Below are 24,086 nucleotides of genomic sequence, written 5' to 3'. Positions count from 1 at the left end.
ATATAATTACTATTATTATGAATGAAAGTCAAATACGTCTATGTAATAGATTTTATAAATGAGGTGTAACACGCTAAAGACTTAATCATAGTTAAGTTGTGGCACGTGTGTGTTTAACACTTTATAAAAGTAGGTAAGTACAGAAAAATTGAGGAGTGGCACATTATGGATTTTTATACTAGAGATTTACAAGCAAGTGATATTCAAGGAGTGTATGAACTATACGCGCATCCAGAAGTCGCAAAGTATCAATTATGGGATGTTGCTACGTATGAAGAAACAGAACAATTTATTAATTCAGTATTAGAAAAGGAAGAACATTGGATTTATAATGTGATCATCAATGCAGATACAGATAAAATCATCGGAATTGTACAACTTATTGTTGATAACGACAATAAAAGTGCAGAAATTGGATTTATTGTACACCCTGATTTTTGGGAGCAAGGTATTGCTTCAGACATTGCTGCTACGATGGTTAAATATGGCTTTAAAGTTCTAAAATTAAACAGAATTTGGGGCTCATTAGATGCTAGAAACGTCGCTGCACGTATCGTATTACAGAATGCAAATATGAAACATGAAGCGGTGTTACGTGAGGACAAGGCAGTTGAAGATGGGTTTAGAGATACATTGATTTTCGCGATTATTAAAAGTGAATACTAAATTACAAGTAAGGTGCTTTATAATACTCGCAAAATTAAGAAACAAGTCACTCAAATTTTTCGATTTGAGTGACTTGTTTTAATATTATTTTTCTAATCTATTGATCGTTACATCTAAATTAAAATATTTTTGTAGCAGTTGTCTATAGTTGTTTGAAGTTACCGGATATTTTTCTTTCTGTGGCCCTTTGGTCAATGTAAGTTGTTCGTGTGACATGGTTGCGCGACCAAAGGATTGTGGTTGTGTAATTAATAATCTCTGTACAAAAATAGAGTCTGGATGATATTGATTATACTCAATGTTATAGCCAAATGCTTCAATAGACTTTGGAATTAATACAGCTTCATATTGAGTTACCCAAGCACCTTCGATCAATTTTTGGCTATAAACGAGGTGATTGTTATTAGTAATAGCACGATATTGACCGTTGATATCAATAATGGTCTGTGCATCTTCTACATTAGTAATAGGAAGAGCTTGAACAGGTAAATCACCAAAACCTACATCTGTCATATAACGTTGTTCGTCAATTGTTACAATGAGTGAAACGTGTGAGCCGTCTAAACTTTTTCCGCCCCCAGGGATATGAATCGTTGCAGAAACCATGTGTACGACAAACCCTTTAGCTTCAAGATATGCTTTGAACAGACTGTTAAGTTCATAACAAAAACCGCCACGTTTGTGATTAACTACCTTATTGTAAATCGTTTCAAGATTAACGGATATTGCTACACCATTTTGAACATCAATATTTTCAAAAGGTACTGTAAACATGAAACGTTGCATGTAATAATTTAATGCTGCAAACGAAGTTTCGGTATAAGCGTTAGCATCAATATTTAAATGTTGTTCTAATTGTTCAATATTCATAAGAATAACCTGCTTTTATTTATAGATTATACTGTGTATTGTAAATTGAATAGTTAAATTAACAAGGAAAAGGCCTTGTCGATAAAAATAATTAGTGTTTAACCGTTTCTTGACCGCGCTTATTCCAAGTAAATGTAAAGCTAATCATCGCTAAGATACTAATGCCAGTCAATAACATGAACCCGGCATCCCAGCCAAGGTGGTCTACTAACAATCCCATAATAATATTAGCCATTACTGCACCGCCTAAGTAACCGAATAAACCTGTAAGTCCAGCTGCCGTTCCAGCTGCTTTCTTTGGAACATAGTCTAGTGCTTGTAAACCGATTAACATTACCGGACCATAAATTAAGAAACCGATAGCGATAAGCGCAATATTATCAATTAGAGGATTACCTGGTGGGTTTAACCAATAAACTACCACAGCTATTGTGACACCTAACATAAAGATAAATCCTGCTGGACCACGGCGCCCTTTAAAGACTTTGTCTGAAATATAACCACATAATAATGTACCTGGGATACCTGCCCATTCATATAAGAAATAAGCCCAACCAGATGCCTCTAGGTTAAAATCTTTCTCCTCACTTAAATAGGTAGGCGCCCAGTCTAATACACCATAACGCACGAAATAGACAAAAATATTAGCGATAGCAATTGCCCATACCCATTTATTATTTAAAACATATTTGAACAATATTTCTTTAGTAGTTAATTCAGTTTCTAATGTTTACTTAGACTTTGTATCATAATCATCCTTATATGCCTCTATAGGTGGTAAACCTTGAGATTGTGGTGTATCTCTAATTAAAGCGTAGGCAATAATAGCAATTATAACTGCTACAAGTGCTGGTAATATAAAGGTACCTTCAAACCCTTTTAAATAACCAAACGAAAATGTACCAACTAATGTCACACCAAATAAAGCTAGGGGAGCCATTAATCCACCACCGACATTATGCGCCACATTCCAAATGGCAGTCTTACCTCCACGTTCACTAACGCTATACCAATGAACTAAGACACGACCAGACGGCGGCCATCCCATACCTTGGAACCAACCATTAAGAAACATCATGATAAATATAATGAAGATACTAGAGGTTAGAGCAGGAATAAATCCTAATAGTAAGTTCACTCCTGCAGTTAAAATTAAACCAAGTGTTAAAAATGTGCGTGCATTACTTCTATCGCTCACAGTTCCCATCACAAATTTACTAATACCATAAGCAATGGACACCGCAGATAAGGCGATTCCAAGACCAGATTTACTAAAACCCTCATCAATTAAATAGGGCATAGCAAGTGAAAAGTTCTTACGTAAGAGATAATAACCCGCATAGCCTAAAAAGATACCAATAAAAACTTGTAGCCTTAATCGCTTATAAGTTTCATCGATTTCATCATTAGGTAAAGGCTCGATGTGCTGAGCTGGCTTTAAAAAATTCAACATAGATGGACCTCCTATAAAATAATGTAAAAATTTTATTAATTTAGTGTTAATTTCATACGAAGATGTAAGCGTTAACAACACTATATTGATTATTAATGGCAAAAATATTGCAATTGAAAGATTACAGGATGGAAAGTTGAGTCTATTTTGTTCATGAGAGTTACAGTGTTTAAATGTTAATAACACAGCAAGTGAATTAATGTTGGCTGTATTGGAAGTGTGCCAATGATGGAGGGGATGTTGTATGTTGAGTGTATTATTATACTGTTGTGTATCAATTAAATTGCCATTGTAACCAATTTATTGCAATTTAAAGACATAGGATCGCGCTTAGAACCATCTTAATTTTAACGATTTTTATAAGTACAAAGTCGTAGAAAATATTTCAAAAACATCTCTGTGACAACATCTAAATGCAATAAATGTCTTTATTTATACAACTTATGCAACCATTTTATTAATAGGCTGTAACCTATGAAATCAAATTATGCGCTATAGTATTTTGTGTAATCTAATCAAAAGATTAGAAATTTTGTTGCTTAACAGTTTTTAAAACTGATAGGCATTGGGAGGATTTTAATTATGAGAAAAACATTATTAACTACAATAGCAGCAATCTCATTGGGAGCTACAGGATTAGGAACAAGCGCACACGCGGCAGAACAAAATAACAACTGTGGACCAAATGGTCAACCACAAGCGTCACAACATGGTCAACAAATGTCGCTACAACACAGCCAAAGTGAGCATAAAATTAATCAACCAAAGCAAGTTAAATTTAATAACGACAATAATAAATCATATAATACTCAACAAGTTTCAACGACACAAAATCAACAAAACGACAATTCAAATGATGACAACACTTCAACGACAACGTCAAACCAATCATCATCTAATACGTCAACAAACTCATCAGATGATTCAGACTCATCTAGCTCATCAGATTCATCTACAACAAGCAGTGACAGTACAAGCTCAGTTTATCAACAATTTTTAGCTGCTGGTGGTACGAAAGAATTGTGGGAAAGCATTGTATTACCTGAATCAGGTGGAGATCCAGATGCAGTGAATTCAGCAGGTTATAGAGGATTAGGCCAAACGAAAGAATCATGGGGTACAGGATCAGTCGCTACTCAAACCAAAGGTATGATCAATTATGCCAAAGAACGCTATGGTTCAATCGAAGCTGCTATCGAATTCCGTGAGGCTAACGGTTGGTGGTAAGATCCATCCAAATCACAATTTAAAAAGTAAATTATATGTCTAATTAAAAGTTAAATAATAATAAAATTCCCAGTTTAGTAAAGCAGGTGCAACTTCACAAAAGAGTGAGGTTACACCTGTTTTTTGTTGTAATGTAAGAAAACTTCACAAATAAATGTTAGGTTAATTTACGGAAATTCGTGCTTGTATCTATCCCATGTTATCTTCTACAAAAATATATTTCATAAATTGAAATATTGATAGAAAGTAGGAATGGATATGGAAATTTTAACTGACTTACGTGAAGAGAAGCATTTAAGTATCTCGAAATTAGTTATTTTACTTAATGATAAGTATGAAAAGAATTATAAGATCTATCAAATAATTAATTGGGAAAATGGACATGAACAAATTCCTCAGAAAGATTTAGAACTTTTGTGTGATTACTATGAATATCCGATAGAAAAGTTATCATATTCGTGAAGCATTAAACTTGTTCGAGTAGGGTGTAATGAAAATCAACTTCAAAAAAGTAATAACAATAAACTAAGAATGATGACACTCAAAACCATCAATGTACTCTTTTAACTCATTTCATTAAGTATAATTATATTGCACATCGTTCATAATAGTGTTATAATACACTTGCCAAGTGGTTTAATCATGTAAACACCGAATCCCCTTACTAGGGTCATAGTAAGGGGATTTTTGGTGTGGTTAGTCGCCTATTTATCATTACGCTTGCCTAACCAATAAACAAATAGCGCAACGAGACAACCACTTAATGTTGTGGTTATGATGTCGACCAGTGGTTTAAACATCTTGTAAACAACCCCTCTCTACGTCAAATTGACGCCTGAGGTAGGCGACACTTTAAGTATATAATCAATAGTATTTTATTTGTATTTAATTGTTATTAAATTAAAAAAATAGCATATCAGATGTAGAAAAGGTGGAAAAATGTATTTGAATCATCAAACAGTATATATTCACTTTACTACACATAATAAATAATAGTTTTATAGAATAAATTGACTAAGTGATAAGCACATGCTACCATAATCCCTATTAAACGAATCGGAATTATAAAATTAAGGAGGAGTTTAAATGAAAAGAATGAAATTGGGATATTTTTTTACTGGCTTTGGTCATCATGTGGCAAGTTGTAGACATGCAGACTCATTAAAAAGAGGTGGTATGAACTTAGAAAAAATAATAGAACAAGCTAAAATTTTAGAACAAATGAAATTTGATTTTCTATTTTTTTCAGATGCTTTATATCTAGATAAAAAAACACATCCTGACGTATCGAGTCGTTTTGAACCCTTTACACTCATGTCTATGATTAGTACATATACGAAAGATTTAGGATTAATTGTAACTGGTTCAACTACATTTTCAGAGCCATTTTCTTTAGCGAGAATTTTATCTTCGCTAGATCATCTAAGTGAAGGTAGAGCTGGTTGGAACATTGTTACATCAGGCATTAATGATACAGCTAAAAATTTTAATGGAACGAGTAATATTGCTCATGATTTGAGATATGAGCAGGCGGAAGAGTTTATACAAATAACTACTCAACTTTGGGATTCATGGAAGGATGTACATTTTGAGGAACAGCAAGAAAAAGGATATTTTTTAAATGAGAGTGGCCCACAACCAATCAACTATGAAGGTAAGTTTTACTCTGTTCAAGGGCCGTTAAATATTGAAACATCTCCTCAAGGTTATCCATTGTTAGTGCAAGCTGGTTCATCAAAAAAGGGAAGTGAATTTGCATCAAAATTTGCAGAAGTAGTTTTTACAGCGCAAAATAATATAGACGATGCTATAACATTTGCTAAACATTTAAAAGAAAGTGCAAAATATCAACGTGGTAGTCAGCAAGAAGTAATCGTTATGCCAGGTATATTTCCAGTCATTGGTGATACACGGGAAGAAGCAGAGCATAATTATGAAGCGTTACAGGAATTAATAGTACCTGAAGTAGGATTAGAACTATTATCTTCTTATTTAGGTGATTTAGATTTAAGTAATTATGACTTAAAAACACCTTTTGAAAATATTGAACTACAAGAAGGCAACAATATTCAAAGTCGTGTGAAATTAATAAGTGATACTGCAAAATCAGAGCAATATACTTTGGAAGATGTAATGAAACATGTTGCTGGGGCAAGAGGTCATCATATTGTAATTGGTACAGCAACTGATATTGCAGACAAAATGGAAGAATGGTTTCGAAAAGGTGCAGCAGACGGGTTTAATATTATGCCACCTCTCAATCCTACACAATCTGAATTGTTTATAGAACAAGTAATACCTATTTTACAAGAGCGAAACTTAATTCAATTGGAGTATAAGTCAGGAACTTTACGTGAAAAATTAGGTTTAACTTTCAACTATAGTGCGGTTAAATAGTCAATTTAAAAATAATATAGAAAAAATCAATCTGCTTAAAAATATCTGAATATTCAAAAAATATTACTTATTAATTAATTGGAGGTATATACATGTACATAGCATATACACTGATATCGTGTGCGTTTTTCTTATTTATCGTAGCATGGTATTCATATTATAAAACCAAAAATACTGTGAATAGTTCGAATGGATTTTTCCTAGGTGGTAGAGGATTAACAGGGGGATTTATCGCTGGTGCATTGATTTTAACTAATTTATCAGCTGAACAATTGATAGGATTAAATGGACAAGGATATAAGAATAATCTATCGAGTATGGGGTGGGAAGTTACTGCAGGTGTCTCAATTATTATTCTTGCAACAATATTGCTACCTAAATATTTAGGCGGTGGCTTTACGACATTACCGGAATTCATCAATAATCGATTCGACCAACAAACACGTTTATTAATTGTTTTATTATTTATGGTAGGATACGGATTTATAACAATCCCTTCGGTGCTTTATTCAGGATCTATTGCAGTTTTACAAATATTTGATATTCCTCACTTATTTGGTATTACTTTTGAACAATCGGTATGGGCAATTGTATGGTTAATTGGCATAATAGGTACACTATACGCAATTTTAGGTGGGTTGAAAGCAATTGCGATTTCAGATACTTTAAATGGTATTGGTTTATTAATTGTTGGTATATTAGTACCGATTTTAGGGTTTATCACTTTAGGTGATGGTAATTTTTTATCTGGAATTAAGACAATTGCAACACACCATCCTGAAAAATTGAGCGCGATTGGTTCAAGCAAAGATGATGTGCCATTTGGGACAATATTCACTGGTATTATTTTTGCGAACTTATTTTATTGGGGAACAAATCAATACGTCATTCAACGTACGCTAGGAGCAAAAAATTTAGCGGAAGGTCAAAAGGGAGCTTTATTTACCGGTTTTCTTAAGGTATTAGTACCATTTCTAATGATGATTCCTGGTGTCATTGCGTTTCATTTATATGGACCAAATTTGAAAAATATGGATTTGGCTTATCCTACATTAGTTAAAGATATTTTTCCTACATTTTTAAATGGCTTTTTCCTAGCAGTGTTATTAGGTGCTGTCTTTTCAAGCTTTAATGCATTACTAAATAGTGCATCCACACTTTTTGTATACGATATATACAAAGTACTTATTAATAAAAATGCGACGGACCAACAAATGATACGAGTCAGTCAATGGTTTGGCATCATATTAGCATTAGTAACATTCTTCATTTCACCCATGTTAATAAATGCGCCAAAAGGGTTATGGACAATTATTAGAGAATTTACTGGTTTCTTTAATATACCTATCATTGCAATTGTATTGGTTGGTATCTTTTCTAAAAAAGTACCTGCTATTGCTCCTAAAACAATAATCATTATGCATGTTATTACATATTATTTATTAATATGGGGACTGCCAACGATTTTCAATATTAATATGCCAATTAATTTTATATATATACAAGGGCTGTTATTTATAATTGAAATAAGTATCATGTTACTTATTGGAATAATTAGACCTTTAGAGAAAGCATTTATTTTCAAACCTAATGCAAAAATTGATATGAAACCATGGAAATATACGATCCCAGTGACTGTCATTTTATTAGGCACTATCGTTTTTACTTATATTTTGTTTTCACCAATAGGTTTGGCATCGACTCACAACGTTGTATCGATATGGTTTTGGCCAGCTGTGGCATTATTGATGATTATTGTAGCTAGTTGTTATTACTTAGCTATTAAATATTGGAGTGTTAAATACGAATATTTCTTAAAAAATGAATACAACAAAGAAATTGTCAAACCATTCTATGATAATAAAGAGTTAGAAAACCAAGCAAATAAGCAATTAACTTAATTGTGTAAATTTAATAGATTGTTAAAAGTGCTTTTGTGTGACACTAAATTTTAGGAAGTAGCAATTATATTGGAAAGCATCTTGTTTCAATAGAGTATTATGAGTTTAAGTGAGCGTTTACAGTGAAGTTATGTCAAATGAAAGGATTAAGATATGAAATAAACTCATATATTTGAACTATATCTAATATTAATACCTTCCAATTATAAATAGTGCGATTTTGTTAGCCAATACTTCTTGTTCCATATTATTATTAGCTATCTGTAAAGCGCCTTCGTGAATCATTTGTGCGATGATTGGGATGAATATGTCTTGGTTCTTGTTTGTGTAAGTATTTTTCAAACTATTTTCTAAAACTATAGTGAGTTGCTCTAGTATTTTCTCTTTCATTTGGGGCAATGCCAATCCAGCATAGCTGCTACGGCACTCCACATTTGGTTTTTGATAGAAATCATGAACTGCTAAGATTAAGTTGCTTACATTTTCTTGATTAAAAATCATAGGATTTGAAATGTGGTCCTCAAAAGATACTGTAGCAAAATCCTCTACAATATAATCGACTAAATCATATTTATCTTCAAAATGTGCATAAAATGTTGCTCTGTTCACTTGAGCCCCGTTTGTAATGTCGGCGATAGTTATTTTCTCAAAATCCTTTTTACTAACTAATGCAAAAAAGGCGTTAATTATGGATTGTTTAGTATGTGTCATTCTAATATTTTTCACTTTATCTGCCATATGAATCTACCCCCAATAATTTAAGTTATCTGTTGCTATAGCAACAATTTAGTATACATTGTTGATTGTTATATTATTTTAATAGCTTTATCCTGTGATTAAAAGCAACACGATATTGCTTTAAGGTATCATAGAAAAGGAGAGATTTAAAATGAAAACAATAGCAATTGTGGGTGCAGGTACAGGTTTAGGTTTATCACTAGCAAAGAAATTTGGAGCTGAAGGATTTAAAGTAGCAGCTATATCAAGAAATGCAGAAAAATTAAAAGTGATTCATGAAGATTTGAGTAACTTAAATATAGAAGTAAAAACATATGTATCCGATATTGTGGATTTAGAATCATTGAAGCAAACGATCCAATCAATTAAAGCGGATTTTGGTTCTATTGACGTTATAGAATTTAGTCCTAATGCCAAGGAACAGCAATTTACCAATATATTGGAAACTACACCAGAAAGTGTTTCAGAAATATTAAATAGTTATCTCTATCCAGCTATTCAATTAGTTAACGAGGTGTTACCTGATATGATAAATAAAGGAACAGGTTCAATCTTATTTACGACAGGTGTAGCTACAATATTTCCACTCCCATTTGCTGGAAATGCTGGCATTATAGGCTCTGGATTGAGAAGTTATGCTGAAAATCTCTACAATGCAGTAGAAAATAAGGGGATTTTTGTAAGACATCTTTCAATAGGAACAGCGATTGAATCCGGGACTTTAGGCGATCCAGATACAATTGCAAAGGCTTGGTATGATTTATATACTACAAAAGGGAAATTTGAAGAGACATTTCCTCAGGGAATTAAAAAATCAGATATGATTTAAACAGTTAATTGTTTCATATTAATGTTATATTAAATAAAAATATACTAAGACGTTAAATAATAATGAATAAAGAGTCGGGGACATAAATACCCAGCATTAAGCCCATCAAAGATTTTGATCTTTGATGGGCTTGTTATTTGTTTCAATACTTCGTATTGTTATTGCTCGCTTACCTAGGGGGATGGGGTCGAGCCTCGGCCTCGACACGCATCTTACTCCCTCAGATGTCTCGCAAACAATACGCAGTTCTTATATGTTATTACCAAAATAGTTGCGACGACTTTGCATTAAATAACTCATAGATTATCCATATAAGGTTCTAATAATACCGTTAATTCCTCGGCTAATTCATTTATGCTACATGGTTTTGATTGTTCTATCCACCAGACTATTACACCAACAATCGCAGAAGATAGAAATTGTGCTGTTATTTCATTATTAAGGCGAGTTAGATTATTTAATACTTTATCAGATAACAACTTCTTCAATAAATTTAAGTCAGATTTAACTATAAGTATTTTCAATGCTTCATACTGTTTATCAATTTCATATAAAATTTCTTGTAGAATGGATGGATTGTTTTCAAGAGTGAGCTTATATGTTTCACATTTCTCAATAGCCTCACTTAAAGTGTGGTCTATGACATGATTTAAAATATCGTATTTGTCCATAAAGTTGAGATAGATAGTACCACGATTAATATTAGCTAATTGTGCGATATCATTCATTGAGATTTTGTCAAAATCTTTCTTTTTCAACAACGTCATAAAGGCATCCAAGATTAATTTTTGTGATTTTTCTTTTCGTTTATCCATAGTAAATCCTTTCGTTTAACTCAACAAAATGAGCCAAGTGTTGATTAATCACCAAATAGTATATTTTGTTTATTGAGTATATACATTTTTGGTGTTAACTTCAAGATATTGAACAACTGTTTATTAAAAAGGAGAGATTAGATATGAGAATATTAATATATGGAGCAGGCGTACAAGGAAGATTTTTAGCTCATGCATTGAATGGAGAAAATAATGACGTGACCTTGTTTGCAAGAAATGAAACGAAACGTATTTTAGAAAAAAATGGGGTCAAACTTAAACACACGATACAGAAGAAAGTTACACATGATCATTTTCGTTTGATTGATGTATTAGAGGAAAATGATATTTATGATGTCATTTTTGTAACAATGAAATATTCTGATTTTTATAATGTCATTCCTAGTTTGGCGAAAAATAATAGTAAGAATATTGTGTTTGTAGGTAATAATACAAATCCGCAGGCATTATATAATTCAGTACAAAATGAATCTTTATCAGTGAAAAATATAGGATTTGGATTTCTGATGACAGGTGGCGAAAAAATAGACGACTATGCAACGGTATTGAGATTTAATAAAGGTGAACTGAAAGTTGGTCTTTCAACAGAAAATAAAGACTTGAATCAAGTATTGGATAATATTTTTGAAAATGTAAATATAAAATTGACATATCAAAAGCAATTTGATGAATGGTTATTGTCACATGCTGCATTTATTTTACCGTTAAATATGACAACTGTAGTAAGAGAACAAAATGATATAAATAATAAATTATTAAATGAAACTGTGGCAGCATATAACGAAATATACCGATTAATAGAAAATAATGGATATGCGCTTATTCCTAAAGCGCCAGCATTTTTAGTTAAGCATTTTAAACGCACTTCAGCTATGATGATTAAATTATTGTTTAAATCAGGGGTGTTAGATCAAGCCAAAGGATCTACAAAAGAATTAGATGCTTTATATATGGATTTTAAAAAATTAAGTAACAATACAGCTATTTCAACTACCAATTTGGACTCATTGTATCAACAAACAATGAGTGTGAGTGATTAGCAAGAAATTGATTTTAATAATAAATCTCACTTTTTTTATAAGAGTGAGATTTTTTTAGTTATCCTAGGGTAAAAGTTAATGAAACATTAATTATAAAAAATGAATAAACGAATTAAGTTAATTGATGTTTTTAAAATTTTAAATATACTTATAAAATTAAGGAGCGTATAAAATTGAAGATGTACCCACTAACAATAGCGCAACAAAACTTTTTAAAACGTGAAAAAATAATAGAAGATTCGAGTATTAATAATATTGCAGGACTATTGAAATTAGGTACAAAATTTAATTATGAGCAAATTAATAAAGCTGTTAACCAATTAATATTTAATCATGATAGCTATAGAATACAAGTAACATTTAAAAGTGGAAATGCTAAGCAGTATATTAAAGCATTTGAAGAAATAGCATATCCTTATTTAGATTTTTATCAAGATCAATTGAATTTTGATACTTGGATAAATAAAAAAGCGAATACTAATATATTTGACTATAATGATAAATTGTATCGATTTTATATTTTGAAATTGCCAGATGGTCAATTAGGTTTGTTGGCTATACAAAACCATCTAATAGGCGATGGTTGGAGTATGCCATTATCAATCAATTATTTTATAACTTATTTGACTAATCAAGACACTACAGAAATACCCAAATTATCATTCGTAAATGCTATAGAAGATGAAGTGAAGTACCTACAGTCTAAAAAGCTTGAAAAAGATGAGATTTATTGGAGAGAAAAACTGAATCGACAAAAACAACAAATCAGTGATAAACCACATCAGTTAGAACATGTTAATGGTCAAAGGCGTACTATAAAATTAAGTACAGTAATAACTGAAAAAATTAATGAGTTTTGTTTGAAAAACGAAATAAGTGTTAGTAATTTATTCACTAGCATTATGTTTGCACTAATTGATAAAAAAGCAGTAACTAAAATTAATAACATTGGGATATCAATTCATAATAGGGCAAATAAAAACGAAAAATTCACTACAGGTAATTATGCCAAATCTTTGCCAATCATAATAGAATCAGAACAGGATCTCTTGCTAAATGAGTATATACAAAAAGTGAAAAGAGAATCTTTTAATATTTTAAAGCATAGAAAATACCCAATTGATGATTTATTATCAGAACTTAATATGGGGAATAATATTATAGATTGCTTAATTTCTTTCCAAACAGCTAGTTATAGTTCCGAGTTTATTGAAAATGGATTTTCAGAAAAGAAACTTGAAGTTGATGCCATCGGTGGACCGCTCGAAATTCAAATTTTTAATAAGAATAGTGAAAGTGGTTATTTATTACATTATGATTATCAAACTGAAGTACTAAGTGCATATGAAATAGAGCAATTGCATGATAATATTTTGAAGATGCTTAACGAATTGGTAATAGATTCAGAGCGAAAATTGGAAGAAAATAACATTTTATAATGATGAAAATAAATATTTAAGCAAAAAAGTACATTGCTTGTATTTTAAAATATTGATAAATTAGAAGAAAAAGGTTGGGAAGGCACATGCATACCTTGAAATTCTTTCTACTAAATTTCATTATCTTCTTTGTATTATCTAGCATTAGTAATGTTCTATTCTTAGGTGGATTTGAATTTATGAATGTGTTATTAAGCACTTCGATATTTGCCGTTATTATGACAGGATTCCAATATTTTGCTAAAAATTTATCTAAAGATAAATCACATTAGTAAACAATACATAATGAAAGGAAAATTTTGTAATATGAACGATAAAAAGCAACAAACAAAATGGGTTTTAGTAGTTTTATGTTGTATTGTTTACAGTGTGACAAATTTATATGAACATTTTAACTTATGGTTTCTTATGTTACTTGCTATCGTGGCAGGTACATTAATTCATTATTTAGTCGACTTTATTTTTATTTTGATCAATAAATTCCCAAGCTCTAAATCAAAATAATTCAACATAGCACAATTTCAAAAATTATTTCCTGGAAAATACTGAAATAAAAAACTCTTCAAACTGTTTAACAAGTTTGAAGAGTTTTTTTGAATATCTATATTTAAGGTGTTTTCAGATAAAACTTCTATTTGCCTACAAACTAATGAGAAAATATTACTTTTTAAATTGCATTGGGTGTTAATACACATAATTATTCACCAAATTTCTTAAAACATCATAAAACATTGTATTAATTATGTAAGCGAATACAAATACAATGTAATAAAACAATATCTTAATAGGAGGATGAAAAATGTCTAATTGGTTGGATATAGATAATAGTGTTGTGGTTATTACAGGTGGTAGTTCAGGTATAGGAAGTGTTATTGTTGAAACATTATTAGCTAATGGCGCAATAGTTTATAATGTGGATTTAAAAAATGGTGAGGAAAATCACGGGAATTATCATTTTTTTGAAGTAGATGTAACTGATAAAAATAGAGTGCAAGAAGTTGTTTCATTGATATTTAATCAAGAACAAAAGATAGATGTGTTAATTAATAATGCGGGTGTTAATTTACCAAGAGTATTGGCTGATACACAAGATACTCATCCAGAATATGAAATTAACGAGCGTGATTTGAATTTCATGTTCAATGTGAATTTAAAAGGCCCTATTTGGTTTAGTCAAGCGGTAGCAAAATATTTCATTAAACAACGGAAGGGTAAGATAATCAATATTTCGAGTGAGGCTGGGCAAGAGGGGTCAGAGGGCCAAAGTTTATATTCAGCCACTAAAGCTGCACTCATCGGTTTGACAAGAAGTTGGGCAAAAGAACTTGGCAAATATAACATTAATGTTACTGCAATTGCTCCAGGTATTATAGAAGAAACTGGACTCCGTACTCCAGAATATGAAAGTGCGTTAGCTTATAGTAGAAATATTACGGTTGATCAACTGAATGGGGATTATTCTAAATCTATACCTTTAAAAAGAGTAGGAAAGTTAGATGAAATAGCAGATTTGGTATGTTATTTAAGTTCTAATAAATCCAGTTACATTACTGGAACTACTATTAATATTTCAGGAGGTAAATCACGAGGATAATCCCATAAAGTTAGGGGAGTATAATGAAGCTTAATAAAAAACATACACAGATAATTAAAATATTGCTCGACTCACATACTTCGATAGAAAAATTATCGTTTTTAGTAAATGTTAGTGAAAAAACGTTAATTAATTATGTTAAACAAATAAATGATTACTTTGATGAAACGATTTTTATTTCTAAGCAATACCACAACTTAATGATTCATATTGAAGATGATAATCGTTTTCTTGAATTAATGAATACGCTAACTGAATCAACTCAAAGTGATTCAATTAACAAAATGGAGGGCATCTTTTTCCAAATTTTACACCAAAAAATAGTTACTATTGATGATTTAGCTGAATTTAATTTTATGAGTAAAACAAGTATTAATAATATGCTAAAAGATATGAAAGATGAGCTTTCTAAATATAATGTTTCGATTGTTGGCAAGCCAAATGTAGGTTTATATGTCGATGGTAAAGAATATGATATTAGAAAATTAATAATTGAATATTTCAATAATCAATATAGTAATAAAGATATAGATAGCGAATTACTTGTACAGTTAGAAAATCTTAAAGTGCAACTGAAATTAGATGAACAATCTTATAAGAGATTGAAATTAGCAATCAAAGTTACTATTGAACGGCTAGAAATGGGAGCCAAAATAGATGATGATATAAGTATTGATAATAATGTGTATAGTTCAATTGATTATAAAAATATAGCATTTGTAAAATCTTATTTGAACCAGACTTATAAAGATATTGATGCAAATAAAGAAATGCTTCTAATTGTTATCACATTACTTGGGCGACGTGCATCTATATTAGATGAATTAATCACTTCATCTGAAGCTACAATTATACAAAAAATTATTGATGGAACAATTCGAGATGTCTATGAATATTATGGGATTGAGTTAGATAATGAATTATTTACGAAAGATATTCGCCTGCACATTAAGTATTTAATAAATCGCATAGTATTTAATATAAATATCAATGATGAGAGTGTAAGCAATATGAATGAAAGATTCCCTTTTGCTTTTGAATTGTCAAGAATATTGGGTGAAAATATAACCAAGCATATTCAAATCAATGTCTCCGAAGAAGAGTTAAGTTATCTTACTATTTATTTTAGTATCTATCTTGAAAAAATAGAAAAAGAAGTGAAATCTATATCAAAAGTTGCGATTATTACTGACTTTGGTCTAAGTATTCAAAAATTATTACAAAACAATATAATGAAAATTTTTGGCCCGAATGTAGAGATTGTTATTATTGAACAGTCAAATTTTGATGAATCTTCAGTAAATAACTATGAAATCATAATTTCAACTATACGACTCAATAGATTGTTTAACAAAATCATTTATTTAGAAAATGTTTTTGATGAACAGAAACTAAAATTAAAAATCGAACAATTTTTAATTTATAAAGACTTAAATCATAAAAATGTTTTTAATAAGAGTGTCATTGTAGACCTTATAAATTCTGAAGATTTTGAACATTTTGATAATAATAACGATTATATATCATTAATAGAAAGTTTAGCAGATGAATTAGTGAATGAAGGTAAGGTAGAAAATGATTTTAAACAACGTTTATTGATAAGAGAATCTGATAAATCAACGGCAGATAAATATTTAGGTTTCCCTCATGCATCTCATACAGGGACAACGATAAATATTAAAGTTGCAATTTTAGATGAAGGATGTAGAGATTTGCCTGATTTAAAAATAATTATACTAATTGCTACACCAGATGAAATGGTTAATGAAACACTACTGATTCGAGTTTATGAGGAAGTATTAGCAATTTCTAATAATGCATATTTAATAAGTAAATTCTCTGAAAAAACTACGTTTCAAGACTTTATACAATTATTAAATCAAGAAATGAAGGGATAAAATGTTCATATTATTACTAATTATTTTAGCTGCAGCAGGTTTTGTCATACAACATTTACTAGGCTGGTTACAAATTAAGAACTTTACTAAACATTATATAGAGTTACGACGTAAAGGTAAGGTGGCAATTGGAAGAAGACCCGCAATTTTCAAATCAGGAACGTTAGTCTTATTACAATTAAATGGGAAAAATGTGATTGAAGAAGCACGATTTATGCAAGGTGTTACAGTTTTTAGTAAGTTCAAGCCATTAGATGGATTAAATGGATTGAAATTAAATAAAATCACAGATCAAGATATTAATAAATATAATAAGCTACTGATAAAAGCAATATTAGATGCTCAACATACATTTAATGTAGTAAGTAATGGTGGAGAAATTGAAAAGATACCTTCACCAATAATGAAAGCTGTGAAAAAGGTAAATAAATTAATTAGAAGTGAAAGGGGATTAAAAAATGGATTACATCGTTAAGTTTGCAGAAGGTTTTATAAAATTATTTCAAACTGGTGCCGATACATTCATAGATTGGATGGGGACCATAGTACCATTAGTTTTAATGCTATTAATTGCTATGAATACATTAATACAATTAATAGGCGAAGACAGAATTAATTTAATAGCTCAAAAATCTGCTAAAAATCCACTTATGCGTTATTTAGTATTACCATTTTTAGGTTCATTTATGTTAGCGAATCCAATGGTTCATTCGTTAGGACGATTTATGCCTGAAAAGTATAAGCCAAGTTATTTTGCTTCGGCAGCACAATTTGCGCACACAAGTAACGGGATATTTCCACACATTAATCCAGCTGAACTGTTTGTATTTTTAGGTATAGCCAATGGTATTCAAAAATTAGGATTACCGACAACAGATTTAGCAGTGCGCTATTTATTAGTTGGTCTAGTTATGAATTTTATAGGTGGTTGGGTAACTGACTTAACTACAAGCTTTGTGGAAAAACAACAAAAAGTCAAATTGAGTAAAGAGATAAAATTAGAAGGTTGAGGTGAAAATAATGAAAAAAGTTAAAGTAACTAAAGGTTCTGGAGGCTTTGGTGGTCCATTAACGTTTGGCGTAGACGGAAATAAGAAGAAACTAGTGTATATTACAGGTGGTCATAAACCAGCTATCGTCGATAAAATAGCAGAAATTACAGGAGCAGAACCGGTAAATGGATTTGAGACTTCAGTTCCTGAAGAGGAAATGATGGCGATAATAATAGATTGTGGTGGTACATTAAGGTGTGGTATCTATCCAAAAAAACGAATACCAACTATAAATATTATGGCAACAGGTAAAAGTGGACCTTTACGACAGTATATTACTGAAGATATATATGTTTCGAATGTAGATGTTAATCAAGTTGAAGAGGTTGATGATAATACCCAGCAAGAAGTAGAGAGTGCTCATGGTGAATTGGAAACATCTGATAAAAACGAAAGTCAATATTCAAAGAATAAGAAAATTATGGAGACGCGTGCTGAGCAAGAACACAAGTCCATTTTAACTAAAATTGGTTTAGGTGCAGGTAAAGTTATCAATACATTTTACCAAGCAGCAAGAGATGCTGTAGAAACGATGTTACACACGATTATTCCATTTATGGGATTTGTAGCATTACTTATAGGTATTATTCAAGGGTCTGGCATTGGTAAGGTATTCGCTAATGTAATGTCTCCATTAGCTGGTAATATTTGGGGATTGATGGCGATAGGTCTAATTTGTTCCCTTCCTTTTTTAAGTCCTTTACTAGGACCAGGAGGGGTCATCGGCCAAGTATTAGGTACATTGATTGGAGTAGAAATTGGGAAAGGAAACATTCCACCTCATTTAGCATTACCTGCATTATTTGCAATTAATACACAAAATGCTGCTGATTTTATTCCTGTTGGTTTAGGATTGGCAGAGGCTGAAACAAAAACAATTGAAGTTGGTGTTCCTTCTGTATTGTATTCAAGATTTTTAAATGGAGTTCCCCGTGTATTTGTAGCATGGCTTGCTAGTTTTGGATTATACAAATAAAAAATAGAGGAGATTTACTATGTATAAAACTATTGTTAAAGATGTAGGTAGTGAGGCAAGTGCATTTGTCGAAGAAGGAATGATCATATTGTTTGGTGATAATGCACCTGAAGAGTTAATTGATTATTGCTATATCATTGATATTAATAGTATTGAAGGAGAAATAACAGAATCTCAAAAAGTATTGATTGGTGAAAAAATATTTGAAATTACTAAAGTTGGTGCTTCTGTTCAAAAGAATTTAGCAGATTTAGGTCACATTACCTTAAAGTTTGACGGTAGTCACGAAGCTGAACAATCTGGAACATTATATTTAGAAGAGGCGGAAGTGCCTAATATCGAAATTGGAACAGAATTAAAAATACTATAACTTTTATGGAAATTGTGCTTCGTTTTACAACTGTAATGTAGGGTAATATACAATTGATAATTTGTATACCGTGATTCCATAAGGTATTTTTATTATTTATTAGATAATAGTTTTGAAAGAAGGTGTTATTATGCAAATTAAAAAAGGAACGAACAAGTTTTATGTTGGTGAAGATGAAAATAACTTTTTAGCACAAATGACTTATGTTCCTAGTGGAGAGGGTATGATAATTATTGATCATACCGAAGTTTCTGATGAATTGAGGGGGCAACATGTTGGTAAGGATTTGGTTGAAGCTGGTGTGACTTATGCTCGTGAAAATAATTTGAAGATTGTTCCACTTTGTCCTTTTGCTAAAAGTGTATTTGACAAGACGCCTGAATATGAAGATGTTTTGAAAAATTAAATTTAATAAATAAAAAAATCGACAACTTCTAACGGAATAATTGGGAGGTTGTCGATTTCTTTTGTTTGAGTTGTGATTAGTTCAACTATTATTTGGTGAGATGGTTATTTTTCATTTTTAAAGGTAAGTGGAAGTGGCTACAATCGCCCCAGTTTAAATCATCTTTAAGTATATTATATGATTCATAAAAGAATTGACTTACCGTATCGTGACTTGGCTGTTGATCGGAATTTATTTCTAAAATAAACTCCCCTAAATTCGGATCGAATTTGCTATTATCTGGAAATTTCTGGTGACATTCAAATTGCTTGTCTGTAAATGGATAGGGTAAGACAAAGAATGTAGGTCCTTCATAATTGTCATCACCAAACCAAAAACCAAATTCGATAAGTTCTTCATCGAAGGCTGCACGTTCTATAACTTTATTATCATCACTAAATGGTCGATGTTCACTATTAATCATTGCGCAAGATATATCAAATGTACCCCAAAATAGTGCGGGTTTAAATTTGCGTACTCTTAATGAGGATATAAATTTTGTTTCCGCATGATAGGCAAATTTCATAAGATCTAGGACATTATTTGCGACATCTGATTTATAATGATGGTGATGTGTATCTTGATCTATTGGAGTTGTATCAGCAACTTCTTGAGGTTTTGTGTTTATTTCTAAATGTATACCATGAGAAGTTAAGATTTGTTTAATCTTATTATAATAAGTTTGAATGGTTGTACCATTTTCTAATTCAATACTTTCTTTGTTATTGTTTATACGTACTTCTATGATATTATCTATTAAATTTACTTCGATTAAAAAGTCCTTATCTTCATAATGTAACATCCCAGTACTAAATCCTTGAATGGTGATATCAAGTGCTACATGTGCCCATTGTGGCTCTTGATACATGGATTCTAATTTATATTTTCCAAGGATTTGTGAAAGTATATGAAGCGTTTCTTTTTCTTTTTGCCATTCTTTTAATAACATGACGCTCTCTCCTTTTCAGATATGCTTTACACAACATATACCCAGTGAATGCATGTTTATTCAATTTTAATTTATGGTAAGTGTATTAAAAACAAGAATGGGGTGTCTTTATGAAAGCGGTTATTTTAAACGCAACACTAAAAAATGGAGATGAATTATCGCATACTGAGGCTTTAGCAAGAGAAGCAATGTCAATCTATCAAACTGAAGGAATAGATGTTGAAATGGTTAGAGTGAACGATTATAAAATTGCTTATGGTATTAGTGATGATATGGGGGATGGAGACGAATGGCCAAAACTATTAAATAAGATAATAGATTCGGATATTGTTATTATTGGTACACCACTGTGGCTAGGAGAAAAGAGTAGCGTAGCAACGTTAATTATTGAAAGGCTTTATGGATCTAGTAAATTGGAAAATAATGAAGGGCAATCCATTTTCTATAATAAAGTTGGAGGTGTCATTGTAACTGGTAATGAAGACGGAGCTAAGCATGCATCAGCTTCTATACTTTATGGACTTTCACATATTGGATTTACAATTCCGCCTAATGTAGATGCTTATTGGGTTGGAGAGGCAGGACCTGGACCTTCATATATGGATATCAAGCATGAAAATGACTTTACGAAAAAACATATCAAATGGTTAGCCTATAATACAATGTATATGGCTTCTATATTGAAAAGAACGCCATTACCAAGTAAAGGGAATCGATTAAATGATTAACTAACAAATGGGCTATCTCCTGTTTATTACCATGACTGCAGAAAAAAGCATACACTATGCGTATGGTACAGTATGGTTTTACCGTTATATTAAAAATGGCATCTCTAGTGCTAAAACTATCTTTGGTCAGCCAACCAAAATATATACACAAAGAGATGCAATATATGTCATCAGACACAAAAAGCTTAGCACATACAAAATGGAATTGTAAGTACCATATAGTCTTTGCACTAAAATAAACAACACTTTTAAGGTGTTCTAGGAAAGTAGTGCAATTGGTTAATCTTCTCGGTGACCTTATCAGGACTAGTCAGTAATAAGGGTTTCAGTCGCAAAGCAAACCACCTGTTATACGGGTGGTTTTGATTTCTGGAACGATTTTTAAACTAGTGAGTTATCTATAACGTTTTTTTGATAAAGATATTCTAAAACTTTTCTACCCAATTATTAAAACTACTTAAAAATGAGTTGATATGTTTTTGTGTCCGTTCATCATCCAAGTTATGTGTGTCTTCATTAATTTTTTCATGTACTCTACCGACAATTAATTTAGGACCAGCCATAACTTGTGCATTCATTGCAAGTAAACTTTGGCGAATTTGCATTTGTCCTAATGCTGTACCAATGTTACCAGGTGATCCTCCTGCAACTGCAAAAGGTTTATTAATTAACGGTGATTTATCATCTTTGTGTTTTGTTCTAGATGCCCAATCAATAGCATTTTTTAAAGGCCCAGGTATCCCAGAATTATATTCAGGACTAACAATAATTATACCGTCTACATTGTGTATCGACTCTCTAAATAAAGTAACGCTGTCAGCTTCACTTTCCCCTTCTTCATCATAGTTATATAAAGGTAAGTCTTTGAAGCTAATAACAGATGTATCCCAATCTTTAGGTGCTAAACGAATCATTTCATTTAACAAGACTTTATTATATGATCCCGTACGTAAGCTACCACATATAAATCCTATTTTTTTCATTTAATTGACTCCTTCTTTTTTAAATTAATTACATGATACGTTGAAGATAAATATAAATCAAATAAATTTATAGCCATATGTTTGTGTTTTTTAAATGTTAGTAAAAATGTTATATTGAGTTAAATATAAATAGTGGAGGGGATTTATATGCGTAAAACTTATAATGGTAAAAAGATTGATGTGTCATTTGATGCAAAGAGATGTATTCATGCTGCAGAATGTGTAAAAAACTTACCAAAAGTGTTCGATACGAAGAAGAGACCATGGATAAATACGAGTAATGCTGACGTAGATTCAATAGTTCGCGTTGTAGAAATGTGCCCTAGTGGTGCTTTAGAATATGATAGAAAAGACGGGCACTCTAATGAGTGCCACAACCAAAATGTAATAAGTGTGGGCGAAAATAACGAAATTTATATTAAAGGAAACTTTACTTTTAAGTATAAAAATGAAGCGTACAGTTTGAATAGAGCTATTTTCAAAGGTCAAAGTGGAGAGGATGAATATCCATTTTACACGCTTGATGATTAATTGCAGGTGGATAATAGATACATGATTCAAAAATGAGTCTGGACACAAATTTCAGAAAAATAGCACTCAGATGATTCAATTTATCTGAGTGCTTCTTTATTATTCATATTTCGTATTGTTGGCTCGCTTTCCTAGGGGACAGCTTCAGACTGTAGTCTTCAGCTTGTCCTGTTCCCACAGGAGTCTCGCCAAGATACTTCATAATGAATAGTGATTTTACATTAAAAATATGCGTATTTCATATAATGTAATAAACACTATTGAATTAACAAGGTGAATTACATTTAAGGATAATAACGTGCCTAAACATATACTACGAATGACATATCTATTACATATATCTTTCATTTTATTCTTTTTTCTGCTTCAGTTAGCAATCTGATAGGACCATTGGAATTAAGGGTAATTAACCTCTCTGCCATTGTATTGGGCGATTCTTGTAGTTGGCGATTGATCCACCCTTGTATCATGCCTGTGTAAGCAGATGCAATATATTCAGCAACGACATTTTTATCAAGTACCATATGATTGGCGACACCTGTATCTTCAAAAAGTTGCATATAACGTACAGTAATGAAATCTTTTAAAGTTATATAAAAATTGGGGTAGCGTTTAAACATGATATGGTAGAAATCGTAATCATGTCTGATGTGGCTAAAAATATTATTAGCAATATAAAATTGTGATTCTTCTATACTTTGATGTTTTAGGTAAAATTTGTAAGTTTCTCCAAATAGTAGTCCGAAATGACGCTCAATGGTGGCTGTCGTGAGTTGTGATATAGAACGGAAATGCCTATAAAAGGTGGAGCGATTAATTTCTGCATGATTGCATAGTGCGCGGACAGTGATTTTTGCTAATGGTAGGTATTCGAGTAGTTCGATAAATGCGTTTTGAATTTTAATTTGTGATTTTTTATTTTTTGGTGTCATATGTTTTCTCACCCTTTATTGCAACACATGTTATATATGTGTTGCTTTTTTACTTTATGCATGATTGTTTTGTTTAGCATATCGTTTTTATAATGTATTTATACAGTAATTTAAACGTTTGTATTTGTAAATTATTTAAAATGAGTTGCTATATTTGTAACGAATATTAGAGATGGTTAAGTATTTTAAATGTTAAAAAATAAACGAAGCAAGTGTAAGTATTAGGAGGAAT

The 24,086-nt window shown here is 31.2% G+C and carries 24 protein-coding genes and 2 pseudogenes; 18 read left to right on the top strand and 8 right to left on the bottom strand.

From position 1 onward, the window contains the following. Positions 1-165 precede the first annotated feature (165 nt). On the top strand, positions 166-666 hold the full coding sequence (locus tag ACY191_RS01120) for a GNAT family N-acetyltransferase (protein ID WP_042737743.1): 501 nt from the start codon (positions 166-168) through the stop codon (positions 664-666). A gap of 84 nt (positions 667-750) precedes the next feature. Here ACY191_RS01120 and ACY191_RS01115 read toward each other — a convergent pair whose 3' ends face one another. Together ACY191_RS01115 and glpT are read right to left on the bottom strand one after the other, a co-directional pair. Next, entirely contained in the window at positions 751-1,536 is a 786-nt protein-coding gene (locus ACY191_RS01115; protein WP_229366779.1) for an arylamine N-acetyltransferase, read from the bottom strand. Positions 1,537-1,627: 91 nt separating this feature from the next. Next, positions 1,628-2,986, bottom strand: a pseudogene (glpT, locus tag ACY191_RS01110) (glycerol-3-phosphate transporter). Positions 2,987-3,571: 585 nt separating this feature from the next. On the opposite strand from glpT, the gene ACY191_RS01105 reads away from it, so the two are divergent. Beyond that, complete coding sequence (locus tag ACY191_RS01105) at positions 3,572-4,216, top strand: aggregation-promoting factor C-terminal-like domain-containing protein (RefSeq protein ID WP_463269845.1); 645 nt, start codon at positions 3,572-3,574, stop codon at positions 4,214-4,216. 704 nt (positions 4,217-4,920) lie between these two features. On the opposite strand, the gene ACY191_RS01100 is transcribed toward ACY191_RS01105, so the two are convergent. Next, on the bottom strand, positions 4,921-5,016 hold the full coding sequence (locus tag ACY191_RS01100; RefSeq protein WP_107512500.1) for a type I toxin-antitoxin system Fst family toxin: 96 nt from the start codon (positions 5,014-5,016) through the stop codon (positions 4,921-4,923). 286 nt (positions 5,017-5,302) lie between these two features. Between ACY191_RS01100 and ACY191_RS01095 the strand changes: the two genes are divergently transcribed. Next, positions 5,303-6,613: an LLM class flavin-dependent oxidoreductase gene (locus tag ACY191_RS01095; RefSeq protein WP_042737738.1), complete on the top strand. Its 1,311-nt coding sequence runs from the start codon at positions 5,303-5,305 to the stop codon at positions 6,611-6,613. A gap of 92 nt (positions 6,614-6,705) precedes the next feature. Then, positions 6,706-8,514, top strand: a complete 1,809-nt coding sequence (locus tag ACY191_RS01090) for a solute:sodium symporter family transporter (RefSeq protein ID WP_229366781.1) — start codon at positions 6,706-6,708, stop codon at positions 8,512-8,514. Between the two features lie 189 nt (positions 8,515-8,703). On the opposite strand, the gene ACY191_RS01085 is transcribed toward ACY191_RS01090, so the two are convergent. Beyond that, complete coding sequence (locus ACY191_RS01085) at positions 8,704-9,252, bottom strand: TetR/AcrR family transcriptional regulator (protein ID WP_229366782.1); 549 nt, start codon at positions 9,250-9,252, stop codon at positions 8,704-8,706. 151 nt (positions 9,253-9,403) lie between these two features. Here ACY191_RS01085 and ACY191_RS01080 point away from each other — a divergent pair, with 151 nt between their 5' ends. After that, a complete protein-coding gene (locus ACY191_RS01080; RefSeq protein WP_229366783.1) occupies positions 9,404-10,081 on the top strand; it encodes an SDR family NAD(P)-dependent oxidoreductase in 678 nt (225 codons plus the stop codon). Between the two features lie 296 nt (positions 10,082-10,377). On the opposite strand, the gene ACY191_RS01075 is transcribed toward ACY191_RS01080, so the two are convergent. Beyond that, positions 10,378-10,896 (bottom strand): TetR/AcrR family transcriptional regulator, encoded by a 519-nt coding sequence (locus ACY191_RS01075; RefSeq protein ID WP_229366784.1) that lies wholly within the window; start codon positions 10,894-10,896, stop codon positions 10,378-10,380. Positions 10,897-11,039: 143 nt separating this feature from the next. Between ACY191_RS01075 and ACY191_RS01070 the strand changes: the two genes are divergently transcribed. The 10 genes from ACY191_RS01070 (at position 11,040) to ACY191_RS01025 (ending at position 19,692) form a co-directional block, all read left to right on the top strand. Next, a complete protein-coding gene (locus ACY191_RS01070) occupies positions 11,040-11,957 on the top strand; it encodes a ketopantoate reductase family protein (RefSeq protein WP_229366785.1) in 918 nt (305 codons plus the stop codon). 179 nt (positions 11,958-12,136) lie between these two features. Further along, positions 12,137-13,396 (top strand): condensation domain-containing protein, encoded by a 1,260-nt coding sequence (locus ACY191_RS01065; protein ID WP_229367407.1) that lies wholly within the window; start codon positions 12,137-12,139, stop codon positions 13,394-13,396. Between the two features lie 86 nt (positions 13,397-13,482). Continuing rightward, positions 13,483-13,668 (top strand): hypothetical protein, encoded by a 186-nt coding sequence (locus tag ACY191_RS01060; RefSeq protein WP_142402620.1) that lies wholly within the window; start codon positions 13,483-13,485, stop codon positions 13,666-13,668. A 527-nt stretch (positions 13,669-14,195) separates the two neighbouring features. After that, positions 14,196-14,990 carry an SDR family oxidoreductase gene (locus ACY191_RS01055; RefSeq protein WP_042737732.1) on the top strand — a complete coding sequence of 265 codons (795 nt, stop codon included), beginning with the start codon at positions 14,196-14,198 and terminating at the stop codon, positions 14,988-14,990. A gap of 23 nt (positions 14,991-15,013) precedes the next feature. After that, on the top strand, positions 15,014-16,888 hold the full coding sequence (locus ACY191_RS01050; RefSeq protein ID WP_229366786.1) for a BglG family transcription antiterminator: 1,875 nt from the start codon (positions 15,014-15,016) through the stop codon (positions 16,886-16,888). A 1-nt stretch (position 16,889) separates the two neighbouring features. Next, positions 16,890-17,363, top strand: coding sequence for a transcriptional regulator GutM (locus ACY191_RS01045; protein ID WP_229366787.1), 474 nt, complete (start codon positions 16,890-16,892; stop codon positions 17,361-17,363). Then, entirely contained in the window at positions 17,347-17,898 is a 552-nt protein-coding gene (srlA, locus tag ACY191_RS01040) for a PTS glucitol/sorbitol transporter subunit IIC (protein WP_042737729.1), read from the top strand. The genes ACY191_RS01045 and srlA overlap by 17 nt, the downstream gene beginning before the upstream one ends. A 10-nt stretch (positions 17,899-17,908) precedes the next feature. Continuing rightward, on the top strand, positions 17,909-18,916 hold the full coding sequence (srlE, locus tag ACY191_RS01035; RefSeq protein WP_229366788.1) for a PTS glucitol/sorbitol transporter subunit IIB: 1,008 nt from the start codon (positions 17,909-17,911) through the stop codon (positions 18,914-18,916). A gap of 19 nt (positions 18,917-18,935) precedes the next feature. Further along, positions 18,936-19,286, top strand: a complete 351-nt coding sequence (locus ACY191_RS01030; protein ID WP_229366789.1) for a PTS glucitol/sorbitol transporter subunit IIA — start codon at positions 18,936-18,938, stop codon at positions 19,284-19,286. 130 nt (positions 19,287-19,416) lie between these two features. Then, on the top strand, positions 19,417-19,692 hold the full coding sequence (locus tag ACY191_RS01025; protein WP_269668889.1) for a GNAT family N-acetyltransferase: 276 nt from the start codon (positions 19,417-19,419) through the stop codon (positions 19,690-19,692). Between the two features lie 88 nt (positions 19,693-19,780). Here ACY191_RS01025 and ACY191_RS01020 read toward each other — a convergent pair whose 3' ends face one another. Then, complete coding sequence (locus ACY191_RS01020; RefSeq protein ID WP_042737727.1) at positions 19,781-20,680, bottom strand: DUF5996 family protein; 900 nt, start codon at positions 20,678-20,680, stop codon at positions 19,781-19,783. A 110-nt stretch (positions 20,681-20,790) separates the two neighbouring features. On the opposite strand from ACY191_RS01020, the gene ACY191_RS01015 reads away from it, so the two are divergent. Further along, positions 20,791-21,408: a flavodoxin family protein gene (locus ACY191_RS01015; RefSeq protein WP_042737726.1), complete on the top strand. Its 618-nt coding sequence runs from the start codon at positions 20,791-20,793 to the stop codon at positions 21,406-21,408. A 164-nt stretch (positions 21,409-21,572) separates the two neighbouring features. Further along, positions 21,573-21,644 (top strand): annotated as a pseudogene (locus ACY191_RS01010) (IS200/IS605 family transposase); the annotation flags it as partial. Positions 21,645-21,833: 189 nt separating this feature from the next. Here ACY191_RS01010 and ACY191_RS01005 read toward each other — a convergent pair. Then, complete coding sequence (locus tag ACY191_RS01005; protein WP_042737725.1) at positions 21,834-22,391, bottom strand: NADPH-dependent FMN reductase; 558 nt, start codon at positions 22,389-22,391, stop codon at positions 21,834-21,836. Between the two features lie 147 nt (positions 22,392-22,538). Between ACY191_RS01005 and ACY191_RS01000 the strand changes: the two genes are divergently transcribed. Then, complete coding sequence (locus ACY191_RS01000; RefSeq protein WP_042737724.1) at positions 22,539-22,922, top strand: (4Fe-4S)-binding protein; 384 nt, start codon at positions 22,539-22,541, stop codon at positions 22,920-22,922. A 344-nt stretch (positions 22,923-23,266) separates the two neighbouring features. On the opposite strand, the gene ACY191_RS00995 is transcribed toward ACY191_RS01000, so the two are convergent. Further along, positions 23,267-23,854 carry a TetR/AcrR family transcriptional regulator gene (locus ACY191_RS00995; RefSeq protein ID WP_107579231.1) on the bottom strand — a complete coding sequence of 196 codons (588 nt, stop codon included), beginning with the start codon at positions 23,852-23,854 and terminating at the stop codon, positions 23,267-23,269. Between the last annotated feature and the right edge of the window lie 232 nt (positions 23,855-24,086).

Source organism: Staphylococcus sp. TCBT05 (assembly GCF_055179755.1).
Note: the sequence above shows the minus strand (reverse complement) of the source record. Positions and strands in the feature narration are given on the sequence as shown.

What these genes read in the sequence shown, in the direction of transcription:
- ACY191_RS01000 (WP_042737724.1), top strand. Translation starts at nt 22,539, where the DNA reads ATGCGTAAAACTTATAATGGTAAAAAGATTGATGTGTCATTTGATGCA.
- ACY191_RS01090 (WP_229366781.1), top strand. Translation starts at nt 6,706, where the DNA reads ATGTACATAGCATATACACTGATATCGTGTGCGTTTTTCTTATTTATC.
- ACY191_RS01015 (WP_042737726.1), top strand. Translation starts at nt 20,791, where the DNA reads ATGAAAGCGGTTATTTTAAACGCAACACTAAAAAATGGAGATGAATTA.
- ACY191_RS01055 (WP_042737732.1), top strand. Translation starts at nt 14,196, where the DNA reads ATGTCTAATTGGTTGGATATAGATAATAGTGTTGTGGTTATTACAGGT.
- ACY191_RS01030 (WP_229366789.1), top strand. Translation starts at nt 18,936, where the DNA reads ATGTATAAAACTATTGTTAAAGATGTAGGTAGTGAGGCAAGTGCATTT.
- ACY191_RS01120 (WP_042737743.1), top strand. Translation starts at nt 166, where the DNA reads ATGGATTTTTATACTAGAGATTTACAAGCAAGTGATATTCAAGGAGTG.
- ACY191_RS01115 (WP_229366779.1), bottom strand. Translation starts at nt 1,536, where the DNA reads ATGAATATTGAACAATTAGAACAACATTTAAATATTGATGCTAACGCT.
- ACY191_RS01100 (WP_107512500.1), bottom strand. Translation starts at nt 5,016, where the DNA reads ATGTTTAAACCACTGGTCGACATCATAACCACAACATTAAGTGGTTGT.
- ACY191_RS01070 (WP_229366785.1), top strand. Translation starts at nt 11,040, where the DNA reads ATGAGAATATTAATATATGGAGCAGGCGTACAAGGAAGATTTTTAGCT.
- ACY191_RS01065 (WP_229367407.1), top strand. Translation starts at nt 12,137, where the DNA reads ATGTACCCACTAACAATAGCGCAACAAAACTTTTTAAAACGTGAAAAA.
- ACY191_RS01045 (WP_229366787.1), top strand. Translation starts at nt 16,890, where the DNA reads ATGTTCATATTATTACTAATTATTTTAGCTGCAGCAGGTTTTGTCATA.
- ACY191_RS01060 (WP_142402620.1), top strand. Translation starts at nt 13,483, where the DNA reads ATGCATACCTTGAAATTCTTTCTACTAAATTTCATTATCTTCTTTGTA.
- srlE (WP_229366788.1), top strand. Translation starts at nt 17,909, where the DNA reads ATGAAAAAAGTTAAAGTAACTAAAGGTTCTGGAGGCTTTGGTGGTCCA.
- ACY191_RS00995 (WP_107579231.1), bottom strand. Translation starts at nt 23,854, where the DNA reads ATGACACCAAAAAATAAAAAATCACAAATTAAAATTCAAAACGCATTT.
- ACY191_RS01075 (WP_229366784.1), bottom strand. Translation starts at nt 10,896, where the DNA reads ATGGATAAACGAAAAGAAAAATCACAAAAATTAATCTTGGATGCCTTT.
- ACY191_RS01080 (WP_229366783.1), top strand. Translation starts at nt 9,404, where the DNA reads ATGAAAACAATAGCAATTGTGGGTGCAGGTACAGGTTTAGGTTTATCA.
- ACY191_RS01095 (WP_042737738.1), top strand. Translation starts at nt 5,303, where the DNA reads ATGAAAAGAATGAAATTGGGATATTTTTTTACTGGCTTTGGTCATCAT.
- srlA (WP_042737729.1), top strand. Translation starts at nt 17,347, where the DNA reads ATGGATTACATCGTTAAGTTTGCAGAAGGTTTTATAAAATTATTTCAA.
- ACY191_RS01020 (WP_042737727.1), bottom strand. Translation starts at nt 20,680, where the DNA reads ATGTTATTAAAAGAATGGCAAAAAGAAAAAGAAACGCTTCATATACTT.
- ACY191_RS01025 (WP_269668889.1), top strand. Translation starts at nt 19,417, where the DNA reads ATGCAAATTAAAAAAGGAACGAACAAGTTTTATGTTGGTGAAGATGAA.
- ACY191_RS01085 (WP_229366782.1), bottom strand. Translation starts at nt 9,252, where the DNA reads ATGGCAGATAAAGTGAAAAATATTAGAATGACACATACTAAACAATCC.
- ACY191_RS01050 (WP_229366786.1), top strand. Translation starts at nt 15,014, where the DNA reads ATGAAGCTTAATAAAAAACATACACAGATAATTAAAATATTGCTCGAC.
- ACY191_RS01005 (WP_042737725.1), bottom strand. Translation starts at nt 22,391, where the DNA reads ATGAAAAAAATAGGATTTATATGTGGTAGCTTACGTACGGGATCATAT.
- ACY191_RS01105 (WP_463269845.1), top strand. Translation starts at nt 3,572, where the DNA reads ATGAGAAAAACATTATTAACTACAATAGCAGCAATCTCATTGGGAGCT.